Below are 20,411 nucleotides of genomic sequence, written 5' to 3'. Positions count from 1 at the left end.
GTCGCAACCATGACCCCCTCTGAACGACCCCCTTCGCGCGCCGGAGCACCTCAGGATGGCGTGCGCACCATCACCGACGCCAAGGCGCTCTCAGCGATGGCCAACCCCTTCCGTTCGCGGATGATGGACGCGCTCAAGGTCGATGGCCCGTCGACGGCCTCCGGTCTCGCCGCCCGAACCGGTCAGGCCGTCGGCTCCGCCAGCCACCACCTCAAGGTCCTCAGCGAGGCCGGCCTGGTCGAGGAGGCCCCCGAACTCGCAAAGGACCGGCGCGAACGATGGTGGCGCCTCGTGGACCCCGGAACCCGATGGTCCCGCGCCGACTTCGCCTCCGACACGGCAGCCGTGACGGCCGCGTACGCCGCCGAGGCCCTCATCGTCCAGCGCCAGTTCGAGCGCGTCCAGGAGTGGAACGCCAACGCCGCCACCGTGCCCGAGTGGGACGACGCAGCCTTTGCGACCCAGAACTGGTTGCGCCTGTCCCCCTCGGAGTTGCGCGAGTTCTCGGGGGAACTGATCGACGTCCTCTTGCGGTGGAGCCACCGGGACACGCCGGACGACGGCGTGGAACGCGAGTCCGTGTTCGTCTTCGCTCGCGGCTTCCCGGCCCAGCCGTGAGCGCGACCACTCCCCCACCCGGGCTCGGCCACAACTTCCGACTGCTGTGGGCCGGCGAAGGCATCAGCGTCCTCGGGTCCATGACGACGACCGTCGTCTTTCCCCTCATCGCCGTCACCCAGTTCGACGCTGGTCCGTTCTGGATGGGCATCCTCGCGGGAGCTGTCTGGCTCCCCTGGCTCGTCCTCGGCCTCGTGGCCGGCGCCTGGGTCGACCGGTCGGACCCGCGCCGGGTCATGATGCGAGCCGACCTTGCTGCCGCCGCGATCGTGGGCAGCGTCCCGCTTGCCTGGGCACTCGACGTCCTCACGCTTCCCCACCTCGTGGTGACCGCGCTGGGACTGGGCTGTTGCATGGTCTTCTTCCGGACGGCATACACGGCATTCGTCCCACGCGTGGTGGCGAGCGACGACCTCGAACGCGCCAACGCACGGATCTACGGCACGGAATCGGCCATGCAGGTCGGGGGTCCCGGGATCGGCGGACTTCTCGTCCAGCTCTTCTCAGCCGCGTATGTCGTGCTGCTCGATGTCGTGACCTTCCTCGTCTCCTGGTGGTGCCTGGCTCGCATGCGGCCCGAGGAACTCGGAGCCGGTCCCGAGCGTGAAGCCTCGGAACCCCTCGTTCGCCAGATCAGGGAGGGCGTGATCATCGTGGCGCGCGACCCGTACTTCCGCTTCATGACCCTGCTCGGCGGCCTGGGCAACTTCGCGCTGACGGGCTATGGCGCACTGCTCGTGCTCTTCCTCGTTCGCGATCTGCACCTGCAACCGGGTTCGGTGGGGCTGGTCATGGGTTTCGGCTCCGTGGGGGGACTCGTGGGCGCCACCCTCGCGACCCGCACATCGCAGTGGCTGGGCAACGCGGGAGCCCTGCGCTGGCTCCAGGTCGTCGGAGGACCTCCGGCCCTGCTCATCGGACTGGCCTGGCCGGGGACGGGTGCGGCAGTCGTCGCCCTGGGGTCGTTCTTCGTCGGAGCCGGCGTCGTGGGTGCCAACGTCGTGCGGTCGTCGTTCCGACTCCGCTACACGCCGCCCGAACTGCTCGGCAGAACCATGGCCACGTCGGCCGTGCTCAACTTCGGGACGATGCCCCTGGCCGCCCTCGTCGCGGGTGCCCTCGGCACCTGGATCGGCGTACGGGAGACCATTCTGCTCATGGCGGCCATCCACGCCGTCGGCTCGCTGACGGTGTTCGTCGGGCCCTACGCCCGCGGTCGCGACCTGCCCGATCAGATGGCGAGGTGGACGAGCGGATCGATGGCGACCGCAAGGAAGAGCAGCGTCACGTAGGTGATGGAGAAGTGGAAGAGGCGCATCGGCTTGAGCACCTTGGTCGCGGCACCCTGCTTGGCGAGGTGCAGAAGTCGGTGCGCCTCGCCGATGAAGAGCCCGCCGCTGACGAGTGCGGCGATGAGATAGATCCAGCCCATGTCCGCGACAGGGACGAGCGCCAGGGAGACGGCCACCATGACCCAGCTGTAGGCCACGATCTGGCGGGCGACGGCGATGGCGCCGCGCTCGACCGGAAGCATCGGCACGTGCGCGTTGGCGTAGTCGTCCTTGAAGGCCATCGACAACGGCCAGTAGTGCGGCGGCGTCCAGAAGAAGATCACGAGGAAGAGGATGACCGCCGGCCATCCGACCGTGCCCGTCACAGCGGACCATCCGATGAGGGTCGGCATGCAGCCCGCGACCCCGCCCCACACGATGTTCTGCGGGGTCCGGCGCTTGAGGATCATCGTGTAGAACACGGCATACAGGACGATCGCCGCGAGCGAGAGAAGTGCCGACGCGACGTTGACGAAGGCGACGAACCACGCCGTCGACACCACGGTCAGCACCAGGCCGAAGACCACCCCGGCCCGCGGGCTGATCTCGCCCGTGACCATCGGACGGTTCTTCGTGCGGTCCATGAGCGCGTCGATGTCGCGGTCGTAGACACAGTTGAACGTGTTGGCGGCACCCGCACTCAGCGTCCCACCGACGAGGGTGGCGACGATGAGCCAGAGGCTGGGCACCCCACGTTCAGCCAGGAACATCACCGGCACCGTTGTCACGAGGAGCAGTTCGATGATCCGAGGCTTCGTCAGCGCGACGTAGTTGCCCACTGATCGCTTCCACCCAACGGTCGGTCGAGCCGACGAGGCGGTGCTGATCGGGGCGGTTGCCACGGCGTCCTTCGGGGGTGCACTGGAGCGATTGGTCGTAGCGAGTCTAACCGGGGCTGGACAGGGTCGCGCCCACCGGTCTGGCGCGGTCTAGGGTGGGAATCAAACGTTTGACCTGCATCACATTTTCGCGACGTCAGAGAGGCCCCACGTGACCACCACCACGCCGAAGGCAGGCCGGGCGACGACCCGGCGTTCCCCCGAACTCGCCCGTCCCACGGCTCGCAAGGCGAAGTGGAACGATCTTGACGTCCGCGCGGTCGATACGGTGCGCGTTCTCGCCGCCGATGCGGTGCAGAAGGTCGGAAACGGACACCCCGGAACGGCCATGAGTCTGGCCCCCGCGGCCTACCTGCTCTTCCAGAACGTGATGACGCACGACCCGTCCGATCCCACCTGGCTCGGTCGCGACCGCTTCGTCCTGTCCTGCGGTCACTCGAGCCTCACCCAGTACATCCAGCTGTACCTCTCGGGTTATGGCCTGGAACTCAAGGACCTCAAGGCCCTGCGGACGTGGGGCTCACTCACGCCGGGTCACCCTGAGGTGCACCACACGGCCGGCGTCGAGATCACCACCGGACCCCTCGGCTCCGGACTCGCCTCGGCCGTGGGTATGGCCATGGCGCAGCGTCGCCAGCGCGGACTCCTCGACCCCGACGCCAAGGCGGGCGAGAGCCCCTTCGACCATCACATCTGGGTCATCGCCTCCGACGGCGACCTCATGGAGGGCGTGGCGTCCGAGGCGAGCTCGCTTGCGGGCCACCAGGAACTCGGGAATCTCACCGTCGTCTACGACGCCAACCAGATCTCCATCGAGGACGACACCGACATCTCCTTCTCCGAGGACGTGGCTCTCCGCTACCAGTCCTACGGCTGGGAGGTCGTCGACGTCGACTGGCGTCAGAGCAACGACCCGGCCGGCGGCCCCGACTATGTCGAGGACGTCGACGCCCTGCTCGCAGCCCTCAACAAGAGCAAGAAGTCCGCCAAACCCACTCTCATCCGACTCCACACGGTGATCGCCTGGCCCTCACCCACCAAGAAGGGCACCGGCAAGTCGCACGGTTCAGCCCTGGGAGACGAGGAGATCGCCGGGCTGAAGGAGCTGCTTGGCTTCGACCCCAAGAAGACCTTCGAGGTCGACAAGGACGTTCTCGCCCACGCGCGCAAGGTCAAGGCCCGCGGCAAGGCAGCCCACAAGGAATGGAAGTCGGCCTACGCCGCGTGGCGCCGCAAGAACAAGGACGGCGCCGCGCTCCTCGACCGACTGGTCGCGGCCGAGTTGCCCGAGGGACTCGACGCCGCTCTGCCGACCTTCCCGGCCGACGAGAAGGGCATCGCAACCCGCGCCGCATCCGGCAAGGTCCTCGGCGCGCTGGCGTCCGTCATGCCCGAGCTGTGGGGCGGCTCCGCCGATCTGGCCGAGTCCAACAACACGACGATGGAGGGTGAGCCGTCCTTCATCCCCAAGTCGAAGCAGACCGACGCCTGGAAGGGCGGGCCCTACGGTCGCACCCTTCACTTCGGCATCCGCGAGAACGGCATGGGCATGATCCTCAACGGGATCGCGCTGGAGGGGCTGACCCGCCCCTACGGCGGCACGTTCCTCGTCTTCTCCGACTACATGCGCCCCGCCGTCCGCCTGGCCGCGATCCAGCAGTTGCCCGTGACCTACGTCTGGACACACGACTCCATCGGACTCGGCGAGGACGGCCCGACCCACCAGCCCATCGAGCACCTGGCCTCGCTGCGAGCGATGCCCGGCCTCGACGTCGTCCGCCCCGCCGACGCCAACGAGACGGCTGCGGCGTGGGGTGCCATCCTCAAGAACGGGGCGACGGCCGCCCTGGCGCTGAGCCGTCAGGCCCTCCCCACCGTTGACCGCACGACGCACGCCAAGGCCACCAACGTGGCCAAGGGTGGCTACGTCCTCATCGATGGCGGAGAGGACGGCAAGCAGTCTCCCGAGGTCATCCTCGTGGCCACGGGCTCCGAGGTGTCCGTCGCGCTGGAGGCTCGCCGGACGTTGGAGAAGTCAGGCGTACCCACGCGCGTCGTCTCGATGCCGTGCCGTGAATGGTTCGACACCCAGTCGAAGAGCTACCGGGACAAGGTTCTGCCGCCCTCGGTGCGCGCGCGCGTCAGCGTCGAAGCCGGCGTGGCCCAGGGCTGGCGGGAGATCGTCGGAGACGCTGGCCGGTCGATCAGCATCGAGCACTTCGGCGCGTCGGCCGACGCCAAGACGCTCTTCACACAGTTCGGATTCACCCCCGAGGCAGTCGTCAAGGCGGCGAAGGAGTCGCTCAAGGCAGCCCAGAACGGCGCCGGTGTCGCCGGGGCCGTGGAGACCGCACCACGCAGCCGCAAGGACACCGGAACGGACGTACCCACCACCAAGAAGCCGGCCCGCAAGAGCGCGGCCACAGCTGGGAAGTGAGTTCACCATGACTGACAGCACTGCACTCCAGGCGCTCGCCGACAACGGCGTCTCCATCTGGCTCGACGACCTGAGCCGAGAGCGGCTCACGTCGGGCAACCTGCAGGAGGTCATCGACACCAAGGGCGTCGTGGGTGTCACCACGAACCCGTCGATCTTCCAGGTGGCCCTGTCCGACGGTGAGGACTACAGCGAGCAAGTGGCCGAGTTGGCCGCGGCCAACGCGAGCCTCGACGATGCCGTCACCGCAATGACCACCCAGGACGTGCGAGACGCCTGCGACGTGCTCATGCCGGTCTTCGAAGCCACCAAGGGCCTGGACGGCCGAGTCTCGATCGAGGTCGACCCACGGCTCGCGCACGACACCGACCAGACCATCGAGCAGGCCAAGGAGTTGTCGGCGCTCGTCGACCGCCCCAACCTCCTCGTCAAGATCCCCGCCACGGTCGAGGGACTGCCGGCGATCACCAAGGTCCTCGCCGAGGGGATCTCCGTGAACGTCACTCTCATCTTCAGCCTCGATCGCTATCGCGCGGTGATGAATGCCCACCTCGCCGGTCTCGAGCAGGCGAAGGAGGCAGGCAAGGACATCAGCACACTCGAGTCGGTCGCCTCGTTCTTCGTGTCTCGCGTCGACACCGAGATCGACAAGCGTCTCGACGCCATCGAGGGTGACAAGGCCGAGGCCGCCAAGGCGCTGAGGGGCAAGGCCGCCATCGCCAACGCACGACTCGCCTACCAGGCCTACGAAGAGGTCTTCTCGACGCCGCGCTGGAAGAGCCTCGAGGCCGAGGGCGCCAAGCCACAACGCCCCCTGTGGGCGTCCACGGGAGTGAAGGACCCGGCATACCCGGACACGATGTACGTCACGGAACTGGTGGCACCCGGCACGGTCAACACGATGCCCGAGAAGACGCTCGACGCGGTCAAGGACCACGGTGAGATCACCGGCAACACGATCGAGGGAACCTACGACGAGGCAGCACAGGTCCTCGACGACCTCGAGGGTCTGGGCATCTCCTACTCCGATGTGACTGCCCAGCTCGAGAAGGAAGGCGTCGACAAGTTCGAGAAGTCCTGGGAGGAGCTGCTCGCGGGCGTGCAGTCCGAACTCGACAAGGCGGCCCGGTGAGCAGCCTCGAGGTCACCGCCCGAGGCGCGGCTGCTGACGCCATCTCGACGCACGTCCCAGTGCTCGTCGACGATCGAGTCGCCAGCCGGATCTTCGCCCAGGATGCCGACCTGTGGGGTGCCGCGGCACACGAGGAGGCGAGCAAGCGCCTGTCCTGGGTCGGCCTCTCCCGCACGTCGCGCCCGCTCCTCGGCGAGATCGCTGCCCTGCGCGAGGAACTTCGCGGGGACGGCGTCTCCCGGATCGTCCTCTGCGGTATGGGTGGTTCGTCCCTGGCGCCAGAGGTCATCTGCGCGACGGCGGGCGTCGACATCGTCGTCCTGGACTCCTCCTCCCCCGACGTGGTGCGCCGCGCCGTCTCGACCGACCTCAAGAAGTCCGCCGTGGTCGTCTCCTCGAAGTCGGGCTCCACCGTCGAGACCGATTCACAGCGTCGCGCCTTCGAGAGTGCCTTCACCCAAGCGGGGATCGATCCCACGACACGCATCATCGTCGTCACCGACCCGGGCAGTCCGCTCGACGCTGAGGCCCGCGCGGCCGGCTACCGCGTCATCAACGCGGACCCTGACGTGGGTGGTCGGTACTCCGCGCTCACGGCGTTCGGCCTGGTCCCGTCCGGGCTCGCGGGCGCCGATGTGGGTGCGCTGCTCGACGACGCCGAACTGGTCGCGGACCTGCTGGCTGCCGACGAGGAGGGCAACCCCGCCCTCCGGCTCGGTGCCGCGATGGCGGGGACGAAACCGCTTCGCGACAAGCTCGTCCTCGTCGATGCCGGCACCGAGAACGTGGGCTTCGGGGCGTGGGCCGAGCAGCTCATCGCCGAGTCGACCGGCAAGGACGGCAAGGGCATTCTCCCCGTCGTCGCCGACGGTGAGGCCCCCACCCACACCTATGCCGACGCCAACGTCGTCCGCCTCATCGCCACCGGTGACGGCGACGAGGGCGATGACGGCGACCTGACTGAGCGGCACCCTGACTCGATCGCCGCGGAGCAGCCGGGCCCGGCCGACGAAACGCCCGAGGACCACACGGGTGACAGCGGATCGCTCGTCACCGTGGGCGGCAGCCTCGGGGCGCAGTTCCTGCTGTGGGAGGTTGCGACCGCTGTCGCCGGCCGACTCCTCGGCATCAACCCGTTCGACCAACCCGACGTCGAGAGCGCCAAGAAGGCCGCTCGGGGCCTGCTCGACCAGGCGGGATCGTCCGTCGAAGAGCCGGCCTTCGTCGACGGTTCAGTCGAGGTGAGGACGCTGGGCGGGGATTGGCTCGGCGGCGCGAGCAGCCTGCCGTCTGCCGTCTCGGCCCTGCTGGGTGAGCTCGACGAGTCCAGCGGCTACGTCGCCGTCATGGCCTACCTCGACCGCGAGACGGACGCCGAACTCGAGCAGGTCGCCCGGAGCCTGTTCGACCACACCGGGCGACCGGTGACCTTCGGCTGGGGACCTCGGTTCCTGCATTCGACAGGTCAGTACCACAAGGGCGGACCGGCCAACGGGGTCTTCATCCAGATCACTGCCGAGCCGTCCGAGGACCTCGCCGTCCCCGGGCGCGAATTCACGTTCGGGGAGTTCATCGCGGCCCAGGCCGGTGGTGACGCGCAGGTGCTGGCCGAGCACGGGCGACCCGTCCTTCGACTTCACCTCACCGACCACGGCCGCGGCCTGGGTCAGGTGCAGTCAGCCCTCTCGACGTCAGGAGCCTGATGAGTCCGGCGCGCGTCACCGCCACCCACAACCCCCTGAGGGACCCGCGCGACAAGAGGCTGCCCCGCATCGCGGGACCCTGCAGCCTCGTCCTGTTCGGCGTGACCGGGGACCTGGCGACCAAGAAGCTCATGCCAGCGATCTATGACCTCGCCAACCGCGGGCTCCTGCCACCGGGTTTCTCCCTGATCGGGTTCGCCAGACGTGACTGGGCGGACCAGGACTTCGGCAAGATCGTCTACGAGTCGGTGAAGAAGCGATCGCGGACACCCTTCCGGGAGGACGTGTGGCGTTCCCTGAGCGAGGGAATCCGGTTCGTCCCGGGCACGTTCGACGACCCCAAGGCCTTCGACCTTCTCGCCGAGACGGTTCGGGACCTTGACGACAAGCGGGGCACGGGCGGCAACCACGCCTTCTACCTCTCGATCCCGCCGTCGTTCTTCGCCACGGTGTGCGAGCAGCTGAAGCGCTCCGGGTTGTCGACGGCCGGACCCGGCTCCTGGCGTCGCGTGGTGATCGAGAAGCCGTTCGGCCACGACCTCAAGAGTGCCCGCGAGCTCAACGAGATCGTCGCCGAGGTCTTCCCGGCCGATGCGGTCTTCCGGATTGACCACTACCTCGGCAAGGAGACGGTCCAGAACCTCCTGGCCCTGCGCTTTGCAAACCAGATGTTCGAGCCCGTCTGGAACAGCCACTACGTCGACCACGTCCAGATCACCATGGCTGAGGACATCGGGATCGGGGGACGGGCGGGCTACTACGACGGCATTGGAGCGGCCCGCGACGTCATCCAGAACCACCTGCTTCAACTGCTGGCGCTCACGGCGATGGAAGAGCCCGTCTCGTTCGATGCCGATCACCTCCGCAGCGAGAAGGAGAAGGTCCTGTCCGCGGTCAGGTTGCCGAAGGATCTGGCAAAGGGGTCGGCCCGAGGCCAGTACGCCAAGGGATGGCAGGGCGGCGAGGAAGTCAGCTCGTACCTCGAGGAGGACGGTGTTGCGGCCCGGTCGACGACCGAGACGTATGCCGCGGTCAAACTTGAGATCGACACGCGCCGCTGGGCTGGGGTCCCGTTCTACCTCCGCACGGGCAAGCGGCTCGGGAAGCGCGTGACCGAGATCGCCGTCGTCTTCAAGAAGGCCCCTCACCTTCCCTTCACCGACACGGCGACCGAAGAACTCGGACAGAACGCCGTCGTCATTCGGGTGCAACCCGATGAGGGCGTCACGATGCGCTTCGGCGCCAAAGTGCCCGGCGCCCAGATGGAGGTGCGGGACGTGACAATGGACTTCGGCTACGGCCGCGCCTTCACCGAGAGTTCGCCGGAGGCCTACGAGCGCCTCATCCTCGACGTGCTGCTCGGCGAGCCACCCCTCTTCCCTCGCCACGAGGAGGTCGAGCTCTCCTGGCAGATTCTCGACCCCATCGAGGCGTTCTGGGCCAAGACCAAGGGCGGCATCGACCAATACACGTCCGGCACCTGGGGGCCCCGCAGCGCGGACAACCTCATGCGCCGCGACGGCCGCGAATGGAGGCTCCCGTGACCACCCCAAGCAGTTCTGCGCTCGTCCCTCGCTCCGATACTGATTGGGGATACCGGTGATCGTCGACCTTCCCAGCACGACCACCGTCGACATCTCGAAGAGGCTGGTGCGTCTTCGCTCCGAGACCGGGTCGATGGCACTCACCAGGGTGCTCACCCTCGTCATCGTCGTGGACGAGAATGACGCCGATGACGCGATTGAGACGGCGAATGACGCCAGTCGGCAGCATCCCTGCCGCATCATCGTCGTCGTGATCGCGAATCGACGCGGCGCGGCCCGCCTCGACGGTCAGATCAGGATCGGCGGAGACGCCGGGGCCAGCGAGGTCGTGGTGCTGCGGCTCTTCGGGCCGCTCACCGCTCATGGGCGCGCTGTCGTGACACCGCTCCTGCTCGCCGACGCTCCCATCGTTGCGTGGTGGCCGGCAGAGGCTCCGAAGAACCCGGCTGCCGACCCCATCGGTGAGATGGCTCAGCGGCGGATCACCGACGTCGCGCGGACCAAGGGGACGTCCAAGGCTCCCCTGACCAAGCTTGCCGCTGCCTACACCCCCGGCGACACGGATCTCGCCTGGTCCCGTATCACGCTGTGGCGGGCCCTGCTGACAGCCGCCCTCGACCAGGCTCCGTTCGAACCGGTCACGTCGGTCGTCGTCACCGGTGGCGGTGACTCTCCATCGGCCAAGCTTCTCGCTGGCTGGCTCGGGCACCGGCTGAGGTGCCCGGTGACCCTCGTGCCGTCCCGCAACGGGAGTGGCATCATCAGCGTCCGTTTCGACCGGGCGAGCGGACCGCTCGATCTCGTCCGTCCCCAGAACGGCACGACCGCATTGCTGTCGCAGCCCGGGCGGCCCGAACGCACGATCGCTCTCCCGCCGCGCAGCGACGCCGAGTGCCTCGCCGACGAGCTCCGCCGGCTCGATCCGGACGAGGTCTATGCGGAGGCCCTTCGTCAGGGTCTCGACCTGGTGTCACACAGTCGGCGAACGTCGACCGAGGCCCAGCGCAAGGGCATCACGCCTTCCGTTGCCGAGGTCCGGGAGGACACCGATCGCCTGCGACGCGAGGCCAAGGTGGGCGTCGCCTCGGCCATGGTCGAAGCACCCATGCCCGAGAAGGCCGACGATCCAAAGCAGGTCAAGAAGGCCGCGGCCCGCAAGCTCGACAAGGCACTGGCCAAGCGCACCACGAACTCCTGAGAGGACCCGAAACATGACCGGAGCCAACGACCTCAGCCAGGTCCACGAGGTCGATGTCGTGGTCCACCCGGGCAAGCAGGAGCTCAGCGACGCCATCGCGGCCCGGCTCGTGACAGCCATCGCTGACGTCCAAGCACAGCGCGACATCGTTCACCTCTCCCTGACCGGGGGGTCCCTGGGCTCCGACCTGTGGGCCTCTGTCGCAGCACTTCCAGCCCGAACTGCCGTCGACTGGTCACGGGTGGAGTTGTGGTGGGGCGATGAGCGCTACCTGCCTGCGGGCGACCCGGATCGCAACGACGTCCAGAACGACGCTGCCGGTCTGGCGACTCTCCCGCTCGACCCCGCCCGAGTGCACCGCGTGGCTGGTCCGGACGCGTCCGAGAGCGCCGAAGCGAGTGCGGAAGCCTACGGCGACGACGTGCGTGCCAGCGACACCGATGCCTTCGACGTCATGATCCTGGGCGTCGGACCTGACGGCCACATCGCCTCACTCTTCCCGGGGCACCCCGCGCAGCAGACCTCGGACGCCCTCGCCGTCGCGGTGCACGACTCCCCCAAGCCACCTCCAGACCGGGTCAGCCTGACGTTCGGCGCCTTGGGCCATGCGCGCGAGGTGTGGTTCATCGTGGCGGGAGCGGACAAGGCCGAGGCCGTCGCTCGGGGCATCCACGGTGCGCCACCAGAGCTGAACTCGGCCGCCCAGGTCAAGGGCCGGGAGAGGACCCTGTGGCTCATCGACCAGGACGCGGCGCAGGCACTCTGACCTGACTGAATCTCGACCTTGTGCCCGGTTGGGACAGTTCGCTGGCGCTCGCTGTCCCAACCGGGCACAAGGTCGGTTCGTTACTGGATCAGGCCGCGATCGCGCAGTGAACCCAGAGCCTCGTCGAGGATGGCCTCGCCGTCCTTGTCGGACCGGCGCTCCTTCACATACGCCAGATGGGTCTTGTAGGGCTCGACCTTGCTCGGCGCCGGAGGGTTGTCCTTGTCCTGACCAGCGGGGAATCCGCAGCGCGGGCAGTCCCACGTGTCGGGGATCTCGAGATCCTGCTCCTGAGCGAAACTGGGGCGTGTCTCGTGCCCGTTGGAGCACCAGAAGGACACGTGCACGCGCGGGGCAGCGTCACCCCGCTCGGCCTCGCCCATCGGACCCGCGCCCACGCGGCTGCCCCGAATCGCGTTCCCACCAGACATCGACATCAGCCTCTTCTTTCAGGTCGGACCCGGCCAAGAGCTCCGGTCAGGAAAAGCGATCGAGAACGCCGAGCGCCACGACACAGGTGAACCACACCAAAGCGATGGCGATCGTGATGCGGTCGAGGTTGCGCTCAGCCACGGACGAACCACCCAGAGACGTGGACATACCGCCACCGAACATGTCCGAGAGTCCGCCACCCTTGCCCTTGTGAAGCAGGATGAGAAGGGTGAGGAAGAGCCCACCCAGAACCAGGAGGACCTGGAGGCCGATGCGTACCGCGTCCACGGTGCTCCTTCGGTAGTACGTCGTGTGTCGAATGCGACCAGCCCTGTGGGGCGCCGCGGCTACAGGATACCTGCCGTGTCAGGCAGTCTTGATGTGGTCGCGGAAGCGGCAGATGGCTGCGAACTCGGCGGGGTCGATCGAGGCACCCCCGACGAGGGCTCCGTCGACGTCGTCCTGTTCCATGATCGCCGCCACGTTTCCTGACTTCACCGACCCGCCGTACAGGATGCGCACTCCATCCGCGAGGTCACCCGAATAGAGCTCGGCGAGGGCGGTGCGGATCGCACCGCAGACTTCCTGGGCGTCCTGGGGGGTGGCAACCTCACCGGTGCCGATGGCCCACACCGGCTCGTACGCGATGACGAGGGTCGCGGCCTTGTCGGCCGACAGTCCTTCGAGGCCGGCACGCACCTGGGCCAACACGTGCTCGACGTGAGTGCCGGCCTGCCGGATCTCGAGGCCCTCGCCGACGCAGAAGATCGGTGTCAGACCGTGCTCGTATGCCGCGGCGACCTTGGCCTTCACCGTCGCGTCGGTCTCACCGTGGTACTCACGCCTCTCGCTGTGACCCACGACGACGTACGTGCAGCCCAGTTTTGCGAGGAAGGCCCCACTGATCTCGCCGGTGTAGGCCCCGCTCTTGTGCTGTGAGATGTCCTGTCCGCCGTACTTGATCGCGAGCCGGTCACCGTCGACCAGCGTCTGGACACTGCGGAGGTCCGTGAAGGGCGGCAGGACCGCGACCTCCACGGCGCCATGGTCATGCTTGGCGTCGCGCAGCGTCCAGTCGAGCTTCTGGACCAGGTGCGTGGCCTGCAGATGGTCAAGGTTCATCTTCCAGTTGCCCGCGAGGAGCGGGACGCGCTGGGGTGACTTCGTCGCCAAGGTGTGTGCGCCTTTCAGGATTCGTCGAGCACGGTGAGGCCGGGCAGGTCCTTGCCCTCGAGGTACTCGAGGCTGGCACCGCCACCGGTGGAGATGTGGCCGAACTGGTCGTCCGCGAAACCCAGCTGCCGGACCGCTGCAGCCGAGTCACCACCTCCGACGACCGTGAGGGCGCCCTGTGCCGTGATGTCCACGAGCGCCTTGGCGAGCGCCGCGGTGCCGCCGGCGTAGGGCTCCATCTCGAACGCACCCATCGGGCCGTTCCAGAAGACCGTCCGGCAGTCTGCCAGTTTGTCGGCGAACAGCTCCGAGGACTTCGGACCGATGTCGAGCCCCATGCGATCTGCCGGGATGGCGTCGATGGTCACGACGTCGTGCTCGGCCTCGGCCGAGAACTCGGTGGCCGCGATGACGTCGACGGGCAGGACGATCTCGACGCCGCGGTCCTTCGCCTGCTCGAGGTAGCCCTTGACCGTGTCGACCTGATCCTCTTCCAGGAGGCTCTTGCCGACCTCGTGTCCCTGCGCCTTCAGGAACGTGAACACCATGCCGCCGCCGATGAGCAGGCGGTCAGCGGTCTGGATGAGGTTGTCGATGACTGCGAGCTTGTCGGAGACCTTCGCACCGCCCAGCACCACGGCATACGGGCGTTCGGGATCGGTCGTCAGGCGACGGAGCACGCCGACCTCCGCCTCGACCAGACCGCCCACGGCCGATGGCAGGAGACGGGCAACGTCGAAGACCGACGCCTGCTCGCGATGGACGACACCGAAACCGTCGGACACGAACGCATCGGCGAGTCCGGCGAGCTGGCCCGCGAACTCGGCGCGGTCGTCAGCCGACTTCGCGGTCTCACCCGGGTTGAACCGGAGGTTCTCGAGAAGGACGACGTCACCCTCGCCGGCTGCCTCGACAGCCGCCTTGGCGCTCTCCCCCACGGTGTCGGTCGCGAAGGCGACCTCCCGCCCGAGCAGTTCACCGAGGCGCGTCGCCACCGGTGCCAGTGAGTACTTGTCCTCGGGCGACCCCTTGGGCCGTCCCAGGTGGGCGCACACGATGACGCGTGCGCCTGCCTCGGAGAGTGCCTTGATGGTCGGGACGGATGCGCGAATACGCCCGTCATCCGTGATCGTCGCTCCATCGAGCGGGACGTTCAGATCGGACCGGACGAGGACGCGCTTGCCTCGCAGGTCGCCAAGATCGGCGATCGCTTGCATGTCAGAAGACTCCGTAGGGGTGAAAGTGGCCTGTGCTGGGGTCAGAGGGAGGAACCGACGAGCGACACGAGGTCGGCGAGGCGGTTGGAGTAGCCCCACTCGTTGTCGTACCAACCCACGACCTTGACCTGGTTGCCGATGACCTTGGTCAGGCCCGAATCGAAGATGCACGAGGCCGGGTCGGTCTCGATGTCCTTGGACACGATCTGGTCCTCGGTGTAGACGAGGATGCCCTTGAGCGGACCGTCCGCGGCCTTCTTGATCGCGGCGTTGACCTCCTCGACCGTCGTCTCACGACCCGCCTCGAACGTGAGGTCGGTGGCGGAACCGGTCGGGGTCGGAACGCGGAGCGCGTAGCCGTCGAGTTTGCCCTTGAGCTGGGGCAGGACCAGACCGATCGCCTTCGCCGCCCCCGTGGACGTCGGCACGATGCTCAGCGCCGCGGCGCGCGCTCGGCGGAGGTCTTTGTGCGGGGCGTCCTGAAGGTTCTGGTCCTGGGTGTAGGCATGGATCGTCGTCATGAGGCCCTTGACGATGCCGAACTCGTCATCCATGACCTTGGCCATCGGGCCGAGGCAGTTCGTCGTGCACGAGGCGTTGGAGATGATGTTGTGCGTGGCCGGGTCGTAGTCGCCGTCGTTGACGCCCATGACGATGGTGACGTCCTCGTTCTTGGCCGGCGCCGAGATGATGACCTTCTTGGCGCCCTGGGCAATGTGGACCTTGGCCTGCTCGGCGTCGGTGAAGATGCCCGTCGATTCGACGACGATGTCGGCGCCGACCTCACCCCACGGCAGGTTCGCCGGGTCACGCTCGGCGAACGCCTTGAACGTCTTGCCGTTCGCCGTGATGTCGGTGTCCGTTGACGTGACGTCACCGTCGAATCGCCCGAGGATCGAGTCGTACTTGAGGAGGTGGGCCAGCGTGGCGTTGTCGGTGAGGTCGTTGACGGCGACGATCTCGATGTCGGCGCCGGATGCGATCACGGCGCGGTAGAAGTTGCGGCCGATGCGACCAAAGCCATTGATACCTACGCGGACAGTCACGAGCAGTCTGCCTTCCGAGAGGGATCGGTGCGCGGGCCTGCCACTGCACCGGGGACGTACCCCAACCCTAATGCTGTGACCCCAGTCACCCTTCCGGCGGTCCGAAGTACGGGCACGGCACCTCTCCCGAGCCTGGCGTCAGCTGTCGAGCATGTCGGGCGTGAGGTTGGCATCGGTGCCCGGGATGCCGAGGTCCTCTGCTCGCTTGTCGGCCATGGCGAGGAGCCGTCTGATGCGTCCGGCGACCGCGTCCTTGGTCATGGCGGGCTGGGCGAGCTGTCCCAGCTCCTCGAGGGAGGCCTGCTTGTGCTCCAGCCTCAGCTGGCCGGCCTCGCGAAGGTGGTCGGGAATGTCATCCCCGAGGATCTCCAGTGCGCGCCCGACCCGCGAGCCGGCGGCCACAGCGGCACGGGCCGACCGGCGCAGGTTGGCATCGTCGAAGTTGGCGAGACGGTTCGCAGTGGCGCGAACCTCCCGCCGCATCCGGCGCTCCTCCCACGCGAGGACCGCGTCGTGAGCACCCAGGCGGGTGAGCATCGCGCCGATGGCGTCGCCATCGCGGATCACGACCCGATCGATGCCGCGCACCTCGCGAGCCTTGGCCTGGATCCCCAGACGACGGGCGGCACCCACGAGAGCCAGTGCGGCCTCAGGACCCGGACAGGTCACTTCCAGAGCCGAGGATCGACCGGGCTCCGTCAGCGAACCATGCGCCAGGAAGGCGCCTCGCCAGGCCGCCTCCGCGTCACAGACCGAGCCCGACACCACCTTGGGAGGCAGACCGCGCACGGGCCGCCCGCGCCCGTCGATCAGGCCGGTCTGCCGCGCGAGGGCCTCGCCGTCCTGCACGACCCGAACGACGTAGCGACTCCCCTTGCGCAGGCCCCCGGCAGCCAGGACGAGCACCTCGGGCGTCTGGCCGTAGAGCTCATGGATCTCGCGCCGCAGCCTTCGAGCCGCGTTGGCCGTGTCGAGCTCAGCCTCAACAACGATGCGTCCGCCGATGATGTGCAGACCACCCGCGAACCTCAGGGTGGCTGCGACCTCCGCCTTGCGGCAGCAGGGCTTGGTCACCTCGTGACGGCTGAGCTCGTCCTTCACCTTCGCCGTCATAGCCATGCCGGTCATCCTGCCACGCGCCCTCAGGGTCGGCGTCTAGAGCCGAGGACGTCCTGGAGTGCGGCCGCGAGACGGAGCCGGTCGTGCTGCGTCGGCGACGTCGACATGCCCACTCGATGGACGTGCAGCTCAGCACCGAGGACACGGGCCGCCTGCGAGAGAGCAGCCTCGTCATCCACGACCGTCGGATCCGCGAGCACGGCGTCGAGTCGAATGTCCGGTGCGTAGGCAGCAAACGACTCGAGGTAGTGGGTTGCGCTGAAGCCTGCGGTCTCCTTGGTCACCATTTCGAGGTTGAGGACGAGGAGGCGTCGCGCCCGGGTCACGGCCAGCGCCTCGGCCAACTCCGGGACAAGCAGGTGAGGCATCACCGAGGTGAACCAGGAACCCGGACCGAGGACGACCCAGTCGGCCGCGCGGATGGCGGCGACGGACTCGGGGTAGGCCGGTGGCCTCGCGGGCACGAGCCGCAGATCTCGGACCCGGCCACGGGTGGTGGCGACCTGCGCCTGTCCACGCACGAGCGAGACGGTGTCGGGCGCATCGGGGTCGGCGCCGACCACGTCGGCCTCGATGTCGAGGGGTACCGAGGCCATGGGGAGGACGCGTCCCCGCGCGTTGAGGAGCCGGCCGACGAGTTCCAGTCCCGCCACCGGGTCGTCATGGAGCTCCCACAGCGCAACGATGAGCAGGTTTCCGAGCGCATGTCCGCCGAGCGGACCCGTCCCTTCGAAGCGGTGCTGCAGGACGTCGCGCCAGGTGTGCCCCCACTCGGTCTCCTCGCACAGGGCCGACAGCGCCATCCGCAGGTCACCCGGCGGCAACACCCCGAACTCACCCCGGAGTCGGCCGGACGAGCCGCCGTTGTCCGCCACCGTGACGATGGCAGTGATCTCGTCGGTGACGAACCTCAGGGCTGCGAGCGATGCCGCCAACCCGTGACCGCCGCCGAGCGCAGCAATGACCGGCCCGCTCACTCGCGCCCCAGATCGCGGTGCACGAGGAAGGTCTCGATGCTGTCGGAGCTGAGCCGCTGTGAGAGCGCCTCGGCCATCGCCACGGAGCGGTGCTTGCCGCCGGTGCAGCCGATGGCCAAGGTGACGTAGCGCCGGCCCTCGGAGTGGTAGCCCTGGGTGACCGGCTCCATGAGCGCCACCACTCGGTCGAGGAACGCGGCCGCTCCGTCCTGACTCAGGACGTGAGCCGAGACAGAGGCGTCGCGGCCATCGAGCGCCCGAAGCTCCGGCACCCAGAACGGATTCGGCAGGAACCGCATGTCGAACACGAAGTCTGCGTCGAGCGGCACGCCGTACTTGAAGCCGAACGACAGCAGGGCGAGGCGCAAGGACGGCCCAGACTGGGCACCGAACAACGGCGCGATCTTGCGGGCCAGTTGGTGGACGTTGAGTCCGGAGGTGTCGATGACGATCTGGGCACGCGACCTCAGGTCGCGCAGGACCTCGCGCTCGCTCTGGATCCCATCGAGGAGTCGCCCGTCCCCCTGCAGGGGGTGGGGCCGCCGCACCGACTCGAAGCGGCGCACCAAGGCCTCGTCCGTGGCATCGAGGAAGACGAGCTGCGGTGTCCACCCCGTTGACTTGAGGTGCTGGACGGCACCTTCGAACTCGGGGAAGAAGTGCTTGCTGCGCACGTCCACAACCGCAGCGATCTTGATCTCGTGGCCGGCCTCGCGGGTCTGGTTCCCCAGCTCGGCCATGGCGACGAGAAGCTGCGGAGGCAGGTTGTCGACGACGTACCAGCCCTGGTCCTCCATGACGTTCGCGGTGGTCGAACGGCCGGCCCCGCTCATCCCGGTGACGATCACGAAGTCAGCCCCGGACGTCTCGGGCGTTGCTGGCTCAGGCATGGCTCCCTCTCGGTGCGTCGTCGATGATCTCGCCGGTCGTGAGGTTGACCGCTGGTTCCTCGCTGGCCCCGGTGAGTTCACGCTGGATCGTCATGGCCAGCCTAGGACCGATGCCCTTGACCTCGCCGAGTTCGTCGAGCGTGGCGGCGCGGATGCTCTTCACGGAACCGAAATGACGCAGGAGCGCCTTGCGTTTGACGTCGCCCAGACCCGGTATGCCGTCGAGCGCGGAGTTCGTCATCGCCTTGCTCCGGCGTTGGCGGTGGAACGTGATGGCGAACCGGTGCGCCTCGTCGCGGAGTCGCTGCAGCAAGTAGAGGCCTTCGCTGGTTCGCGGGAGCACGACGGGGAAGTCCTGCCCCGGAACCCAGACCTCCTCGAGACGTTTGGCCAGTCCCACCACGGCGACATCGACGATGCCGAGGTCCGAGATCGCCCTCGCCGCGGCATTGACCTGGGGCAGGCCTCCGTCGACGACGACCAGTTGCGGCGGGTAGGCGAACCGCGACGGACGTCCCGTCTCCTCGTCGAGTCCACGCGGCTCCTCGCGGTCCTTCAGATGGCGCCGGAAGCGGCGCGTGAGGACCTCGTGCATGGCCGCCGTGTCGTCCACGGTGGCGGTGACACCATCGGCCTCCTCAGCTCCTCGCACGATGAAGCGTCGGTACTCACCCTTGCGTGGCAGACCGTCCTCGAAGACCACCATCGACCCGACGACCTGGGTGCCCTGCACATGGCTGATGTCGTAGCACTCGATCCGCAGGGGTGACTCGTCGAGCTCGAGGAACTCCTGCAACTGCTGCAGAGCCTGGGAGCGCGCAGTGAGGTCGCCGGCCCGAGCGACCTTGTGCCGGGCCAGGCTCTGGGTCGCATTGCGCGCGACCGTGTCCATGAGCGTGCGCTTGTCACCTCGCTGCGGGACGCGCAGGTCGACCCGACTGCCTCGGCGCCCGGAGAGCCACTCGACCATGGAGTCGGCGTCCTCGGGCAGCACCGGAACGAGCACCTCACGAGGAACTGCCTCGCCCTCCTCGCCGCCGTAGAGCTGCTGCAACAGGTGACCGACGACCTCGGGGACCGTCTCGAACTCCTTCTCGGCCACCCACCCCCGCTGGCCCCGGATGCGGCCCCCTCGCACATGGAAGACCTGCACCGCGACCTCGAGCTCGTCGTCGGCCAGCGCGAAGACGTCGGCATCCGTGCCGTCACCGAACACCACGGCGGACTTCTCGAGCACGCGTTGGAGAGCCGCGATGTCGTCGCGCAGCCGCGCCGCCTGCTCGAACTCCATGGCGTCGGACGCCTCTCGCATCCTGCGCTCGAGTCGCTTGACGAACTTCGAGCTCTCGCCAGCCATGAAGTCGCAGAAGTCCTCGGCGATCGCCCGGTGCTCGTCGGCATCGACCCGTCCGACGCAGGGCGCGGAACACTTGTCGATGTAGCCGAGGAGGCAGGGCCGGCCGACCTGACTCGCGCGCTTGAAGACGCCCGCCGAACAGGTGCGCATCGGGAAGACGCGCATGGCCTGGTCGAGGGTCTCGCGGATGGCCCAGGCGTGGGCGTAGGGCCCGAAGTACCTCGTGCCCTTGCGCTTGGCGCCGCGCATGACCTGCGCTCGGGGGAACTCCTCCCCCATCGTCACCGCAAGATAGGGATACGACTTGTCGTCCCTGTACTTGACGTTGAAGCGCGGGTCGAACTCCTTGATCCAGGAGTACTCCAGCTGCAGCGCCTCGACCTCTGTCGAGACGACGGTCCACTCGACGCTGGCACCTGAAGTGACCATCGATGCAGTGCGCGGGTGAAGCGCACTGAGGTCCTGGAAGTAGGACGACAAGCGGGACCGCAGCGACTTGGCCTTGCCGACATAGATGACGCGACCGTCCTTGTCCCGGAACCGGTAGACACCCGGATCGGTCGGGATCTCGCCCGGTCGCGGACGGTAGGACGAAGGGTGGGCCACGCTCCAACCCTAGGACGCGGCACCGA

General features: G+C 67.9%; 18 protein-coding genes. 8 read left to right on the top strand and 10 right to left on the bottom strand.

What is annotated here, in order from left to right:
- The first annotated feature begins 9 nt into the window (after positions 1-9).
- Together N802_RS09970 and N802_RS09965 are read left to right on the top strand one after the other, a co-directional pair.
- Positions 10-618: an ArsR/SmtB family transcription factor gene (locus N802_RS09970; RefSeq protein WP_052109755.1), complete on the top strand. Its 609-nt coding sequence runs from the start codon at positions 10-12 to the stop codon at positions 616-618.
- Positions 615-1,910 (top strand): MFS transporter, encoded by a 1,296-nt coding sequence (locus N802_RS09965; RefSeq protein ID WP_052109753.1) that lies wholly within the window; start codon positions 615-617, stop codon positions 1,908-1,910. Before N802_RS09970 ends, N802_RS09965 begins: the two co-directional genes overlap by 4 nt.
- On the opposite strand, the gene N802_RS09960 is transcribed toward N802_RS09965, so the two are convergent.
- Positions 1,850-2,791, bottom strand: coding sequence for a heme o synthase (locus N802_RS09960; RefSeq protein WP_035915520.1), 942 nt, complete (start codon positions 2,789-2,791; stop codon positions 1,850-1,852). The genes N802_RS09965 and N802_RS09960 overlap by 61 nt on opposite strands.
- A gap of 148 nt (positions 2,792-2,939) precedes the next feature.
- Here N802_RS09960 and tkt point away from each other — a divergent pair, with 148 nt between their 5' ends.
- From tkt to pgl, 6 genes are read left to right on the top strand one after another with little or no spacing between them, the layout of a single operon-like run.
- A complete protein-coding gene (gene tkt, locus N802_RS09955; protein ID WP_035915519.1) occupies positions 2,940-5,225 on the top strand; it encodes a transketolase in 2,286 nt (761 codons plus the stop codon).
- 7 nt (positions 5,226-5,232) lie between these two features.
- Positions 5,233-6,357 (top strand): transaldolase, encoded by a 1,125-nt coding sequence (gene tal / locus N802_RS09950; RefSeq protein WP_035915517.1) that lies wholly within the window; start codon positions 5,233-5,235, stop codon positions 6,355-6,357.
- Entirely contained in the window at positions 6,354-8,060 is a 1,707-nt protein-coding gene (locus N802_RS09945; RefSeq protein WP_035915514.1) for a glucose-6-phosphate isomerase, read from the top strand. Before tal ends, N802_RS09945 begins: the two co-directional genes overlap by 4 nt.
- Positions 8,060-9,604 carry a glucose-6-phosphate dehydrogenase gene (gene zwf, locus N802_RS09940; protein WP_035915511.1) on the top strand — a complete coding sequence of 515 codons (1,545 nt, stop codon included), beginning with the start codon at positions 8,060-8,062 and terminating at the stop codon, positions 9,602-9,604. Before N802_RS09945 ends, zwf begins: the two co-directional genes overlap by 1 nt.
- 55 nt (positions 9,605-9,659) lie before the next feature.
- Complete coding sequence (locus N802_RS09935) at positions 9,660-10,802, top strand: glucose-6-phosphate dehydrogenase assembly protein OpcA (protein WP_035915509.1); 1,143 nt, start codon at positions 9,660-9,662, stop codon at positions 10,800-10,802.
- 13 nt (positions 10,803-10,815) lie between these two features.
- Positions 10,816-11,568, top strand: coding sequence for a 6-phosphogluconolactonase (gene pgl, locus N802_RS09930; protein ID WP_035915507.1), 753 nt, complete (start codon positions 10,816-10,818; stop codon positions 11,566-11,568).
- Positions 11,569-11,648: 80 nt separating this feature from the next.
- On the opposite strand, the gene N802_RS09925 is transcribed toward pgl, so the two are convergent.
- From N802_RS09925 to uvrC, 9 genes are all read right to left on the bottom strand, one after another.
- Complete coding sequence (locus N802_RS09925) at positions 11,649-11,999, bottom strand: RNA polymerase-binding protein RbpA (RefSeq protein ID WP_035915800.1); 351 nt, start codon at positions 11,997-11,999, stop codon at positions 11,649-11,651.
- A 46-nt stretch (positions 12,000-12,045) separates the two neighbouring features.
- Positions 12,046-12,288: a preprotein translocase subunit SecG gene (secG, locus tag N802_RS09920; RefSeq protein ID WP_035915505.1), complete on the bottom strand. Its 243-nt coding sequence runs from the start codon at positions 12,286-12,288 to the stop codon at positions 12,046-12,048.
- Positions 12,289-12,366: 78 nt separating this feature from the next.
- The gene (gene tpiA, locus N802_RS09915; RefSeq protein WP_035915500.1) at positions 12,367-13,173 is read right to left on the bottom strand and encodes a triose-phosphate isomerase; all 807 of its coding nucleotides are present in this window, start codon (positions 13,171-13,173) and stop codon (positions 12,367-12,369) included.
- Between the two features lie 14 nt (positions 13,174-13,187).
- Positions 13,188-14,390, bottom strand: a complete 1,203-nt coding sequence (locus N802_RS09910; RefSeq protein WP_035915496.1) for a phosphoglycerate kinase — start codon at positions 14,388-14,390, stop codon at positions 13,188-13,190.
- Between the two features lie 41 nt (positions 14,391-14,431).
- Entirely contained in the window at positions 14,432-15,436 is a 1,005-nt protein-coding gene (gene gap, locus N802_RS09905; RefSeq protein ID WP_035915495.1) for a type I glyceraldehyde-3-phosphate dehydrogenase, read from the bottom strand.
- 138 nt (positions 15,437-15,574) lie between these two features.
- Entirely contained in the window at positions 15,575-16,555 is a 981-nt protein-coding gene (whiA, locus tag N802_RS09900; RefSeq protein ID WP_035915494.1) for a DNA-binding protein WhiA, read from the bottom strand.
- Between the two features lie 23 nt (positions 16,556-16,578).
- Positions 16,579-17,532 (bottom strand): gluconeogenesis factor YvcK family protein, encoded by a 954-nt coding sequence (locus N802_RS09895; protein ID WP_035915492.1) that lies wholly within the window; start codon positions 17,530-17,532, stop codon positions 16,579-16,581.
- Complete coding sequence (rapZ, locus tag N802_RS09890) at positions 17,529-18,422, bottom strand: RNase adapter RapZ (protein ID WP_035915489.1); 894 nt, start codon at positions 18,420-18,422, stop codon at positions 17,529-17,531. Before rapZ ends, N802_RS09895 begins: the two co-directional genes overlap by 4 nt.
- Positions 18,415-20,385, bottom strand: a complete 1,971-nt coding sequence (gene uvrC, locus N802_RS09885; protein WP_035915485.1) for an excinuclease ABC subunit UvrC — start codon at positions 20,383-20,385, stop codon at positions 18,415-18,417. The genes rapZ and uvrC overlap by 8 nt, the downstream gene beginning before the upstream one ends.
- Positions 20,386-20,411 lie beyond the last annotated feature (26 nt).

The organism is Knoellia sinensis KCTC 19936, from assembly GCF_000768705.1.
GTDB lineage: Bacteria > Actinomycetota > Actinomycetes > Actinomycetales > Dermatophilaceae > Knoellia > Knoellia sinensis.
Note: the sequence above shows the minus strand (reverse complement) of the source record. Positions and strands in the feature narration are given on the sequence as shown.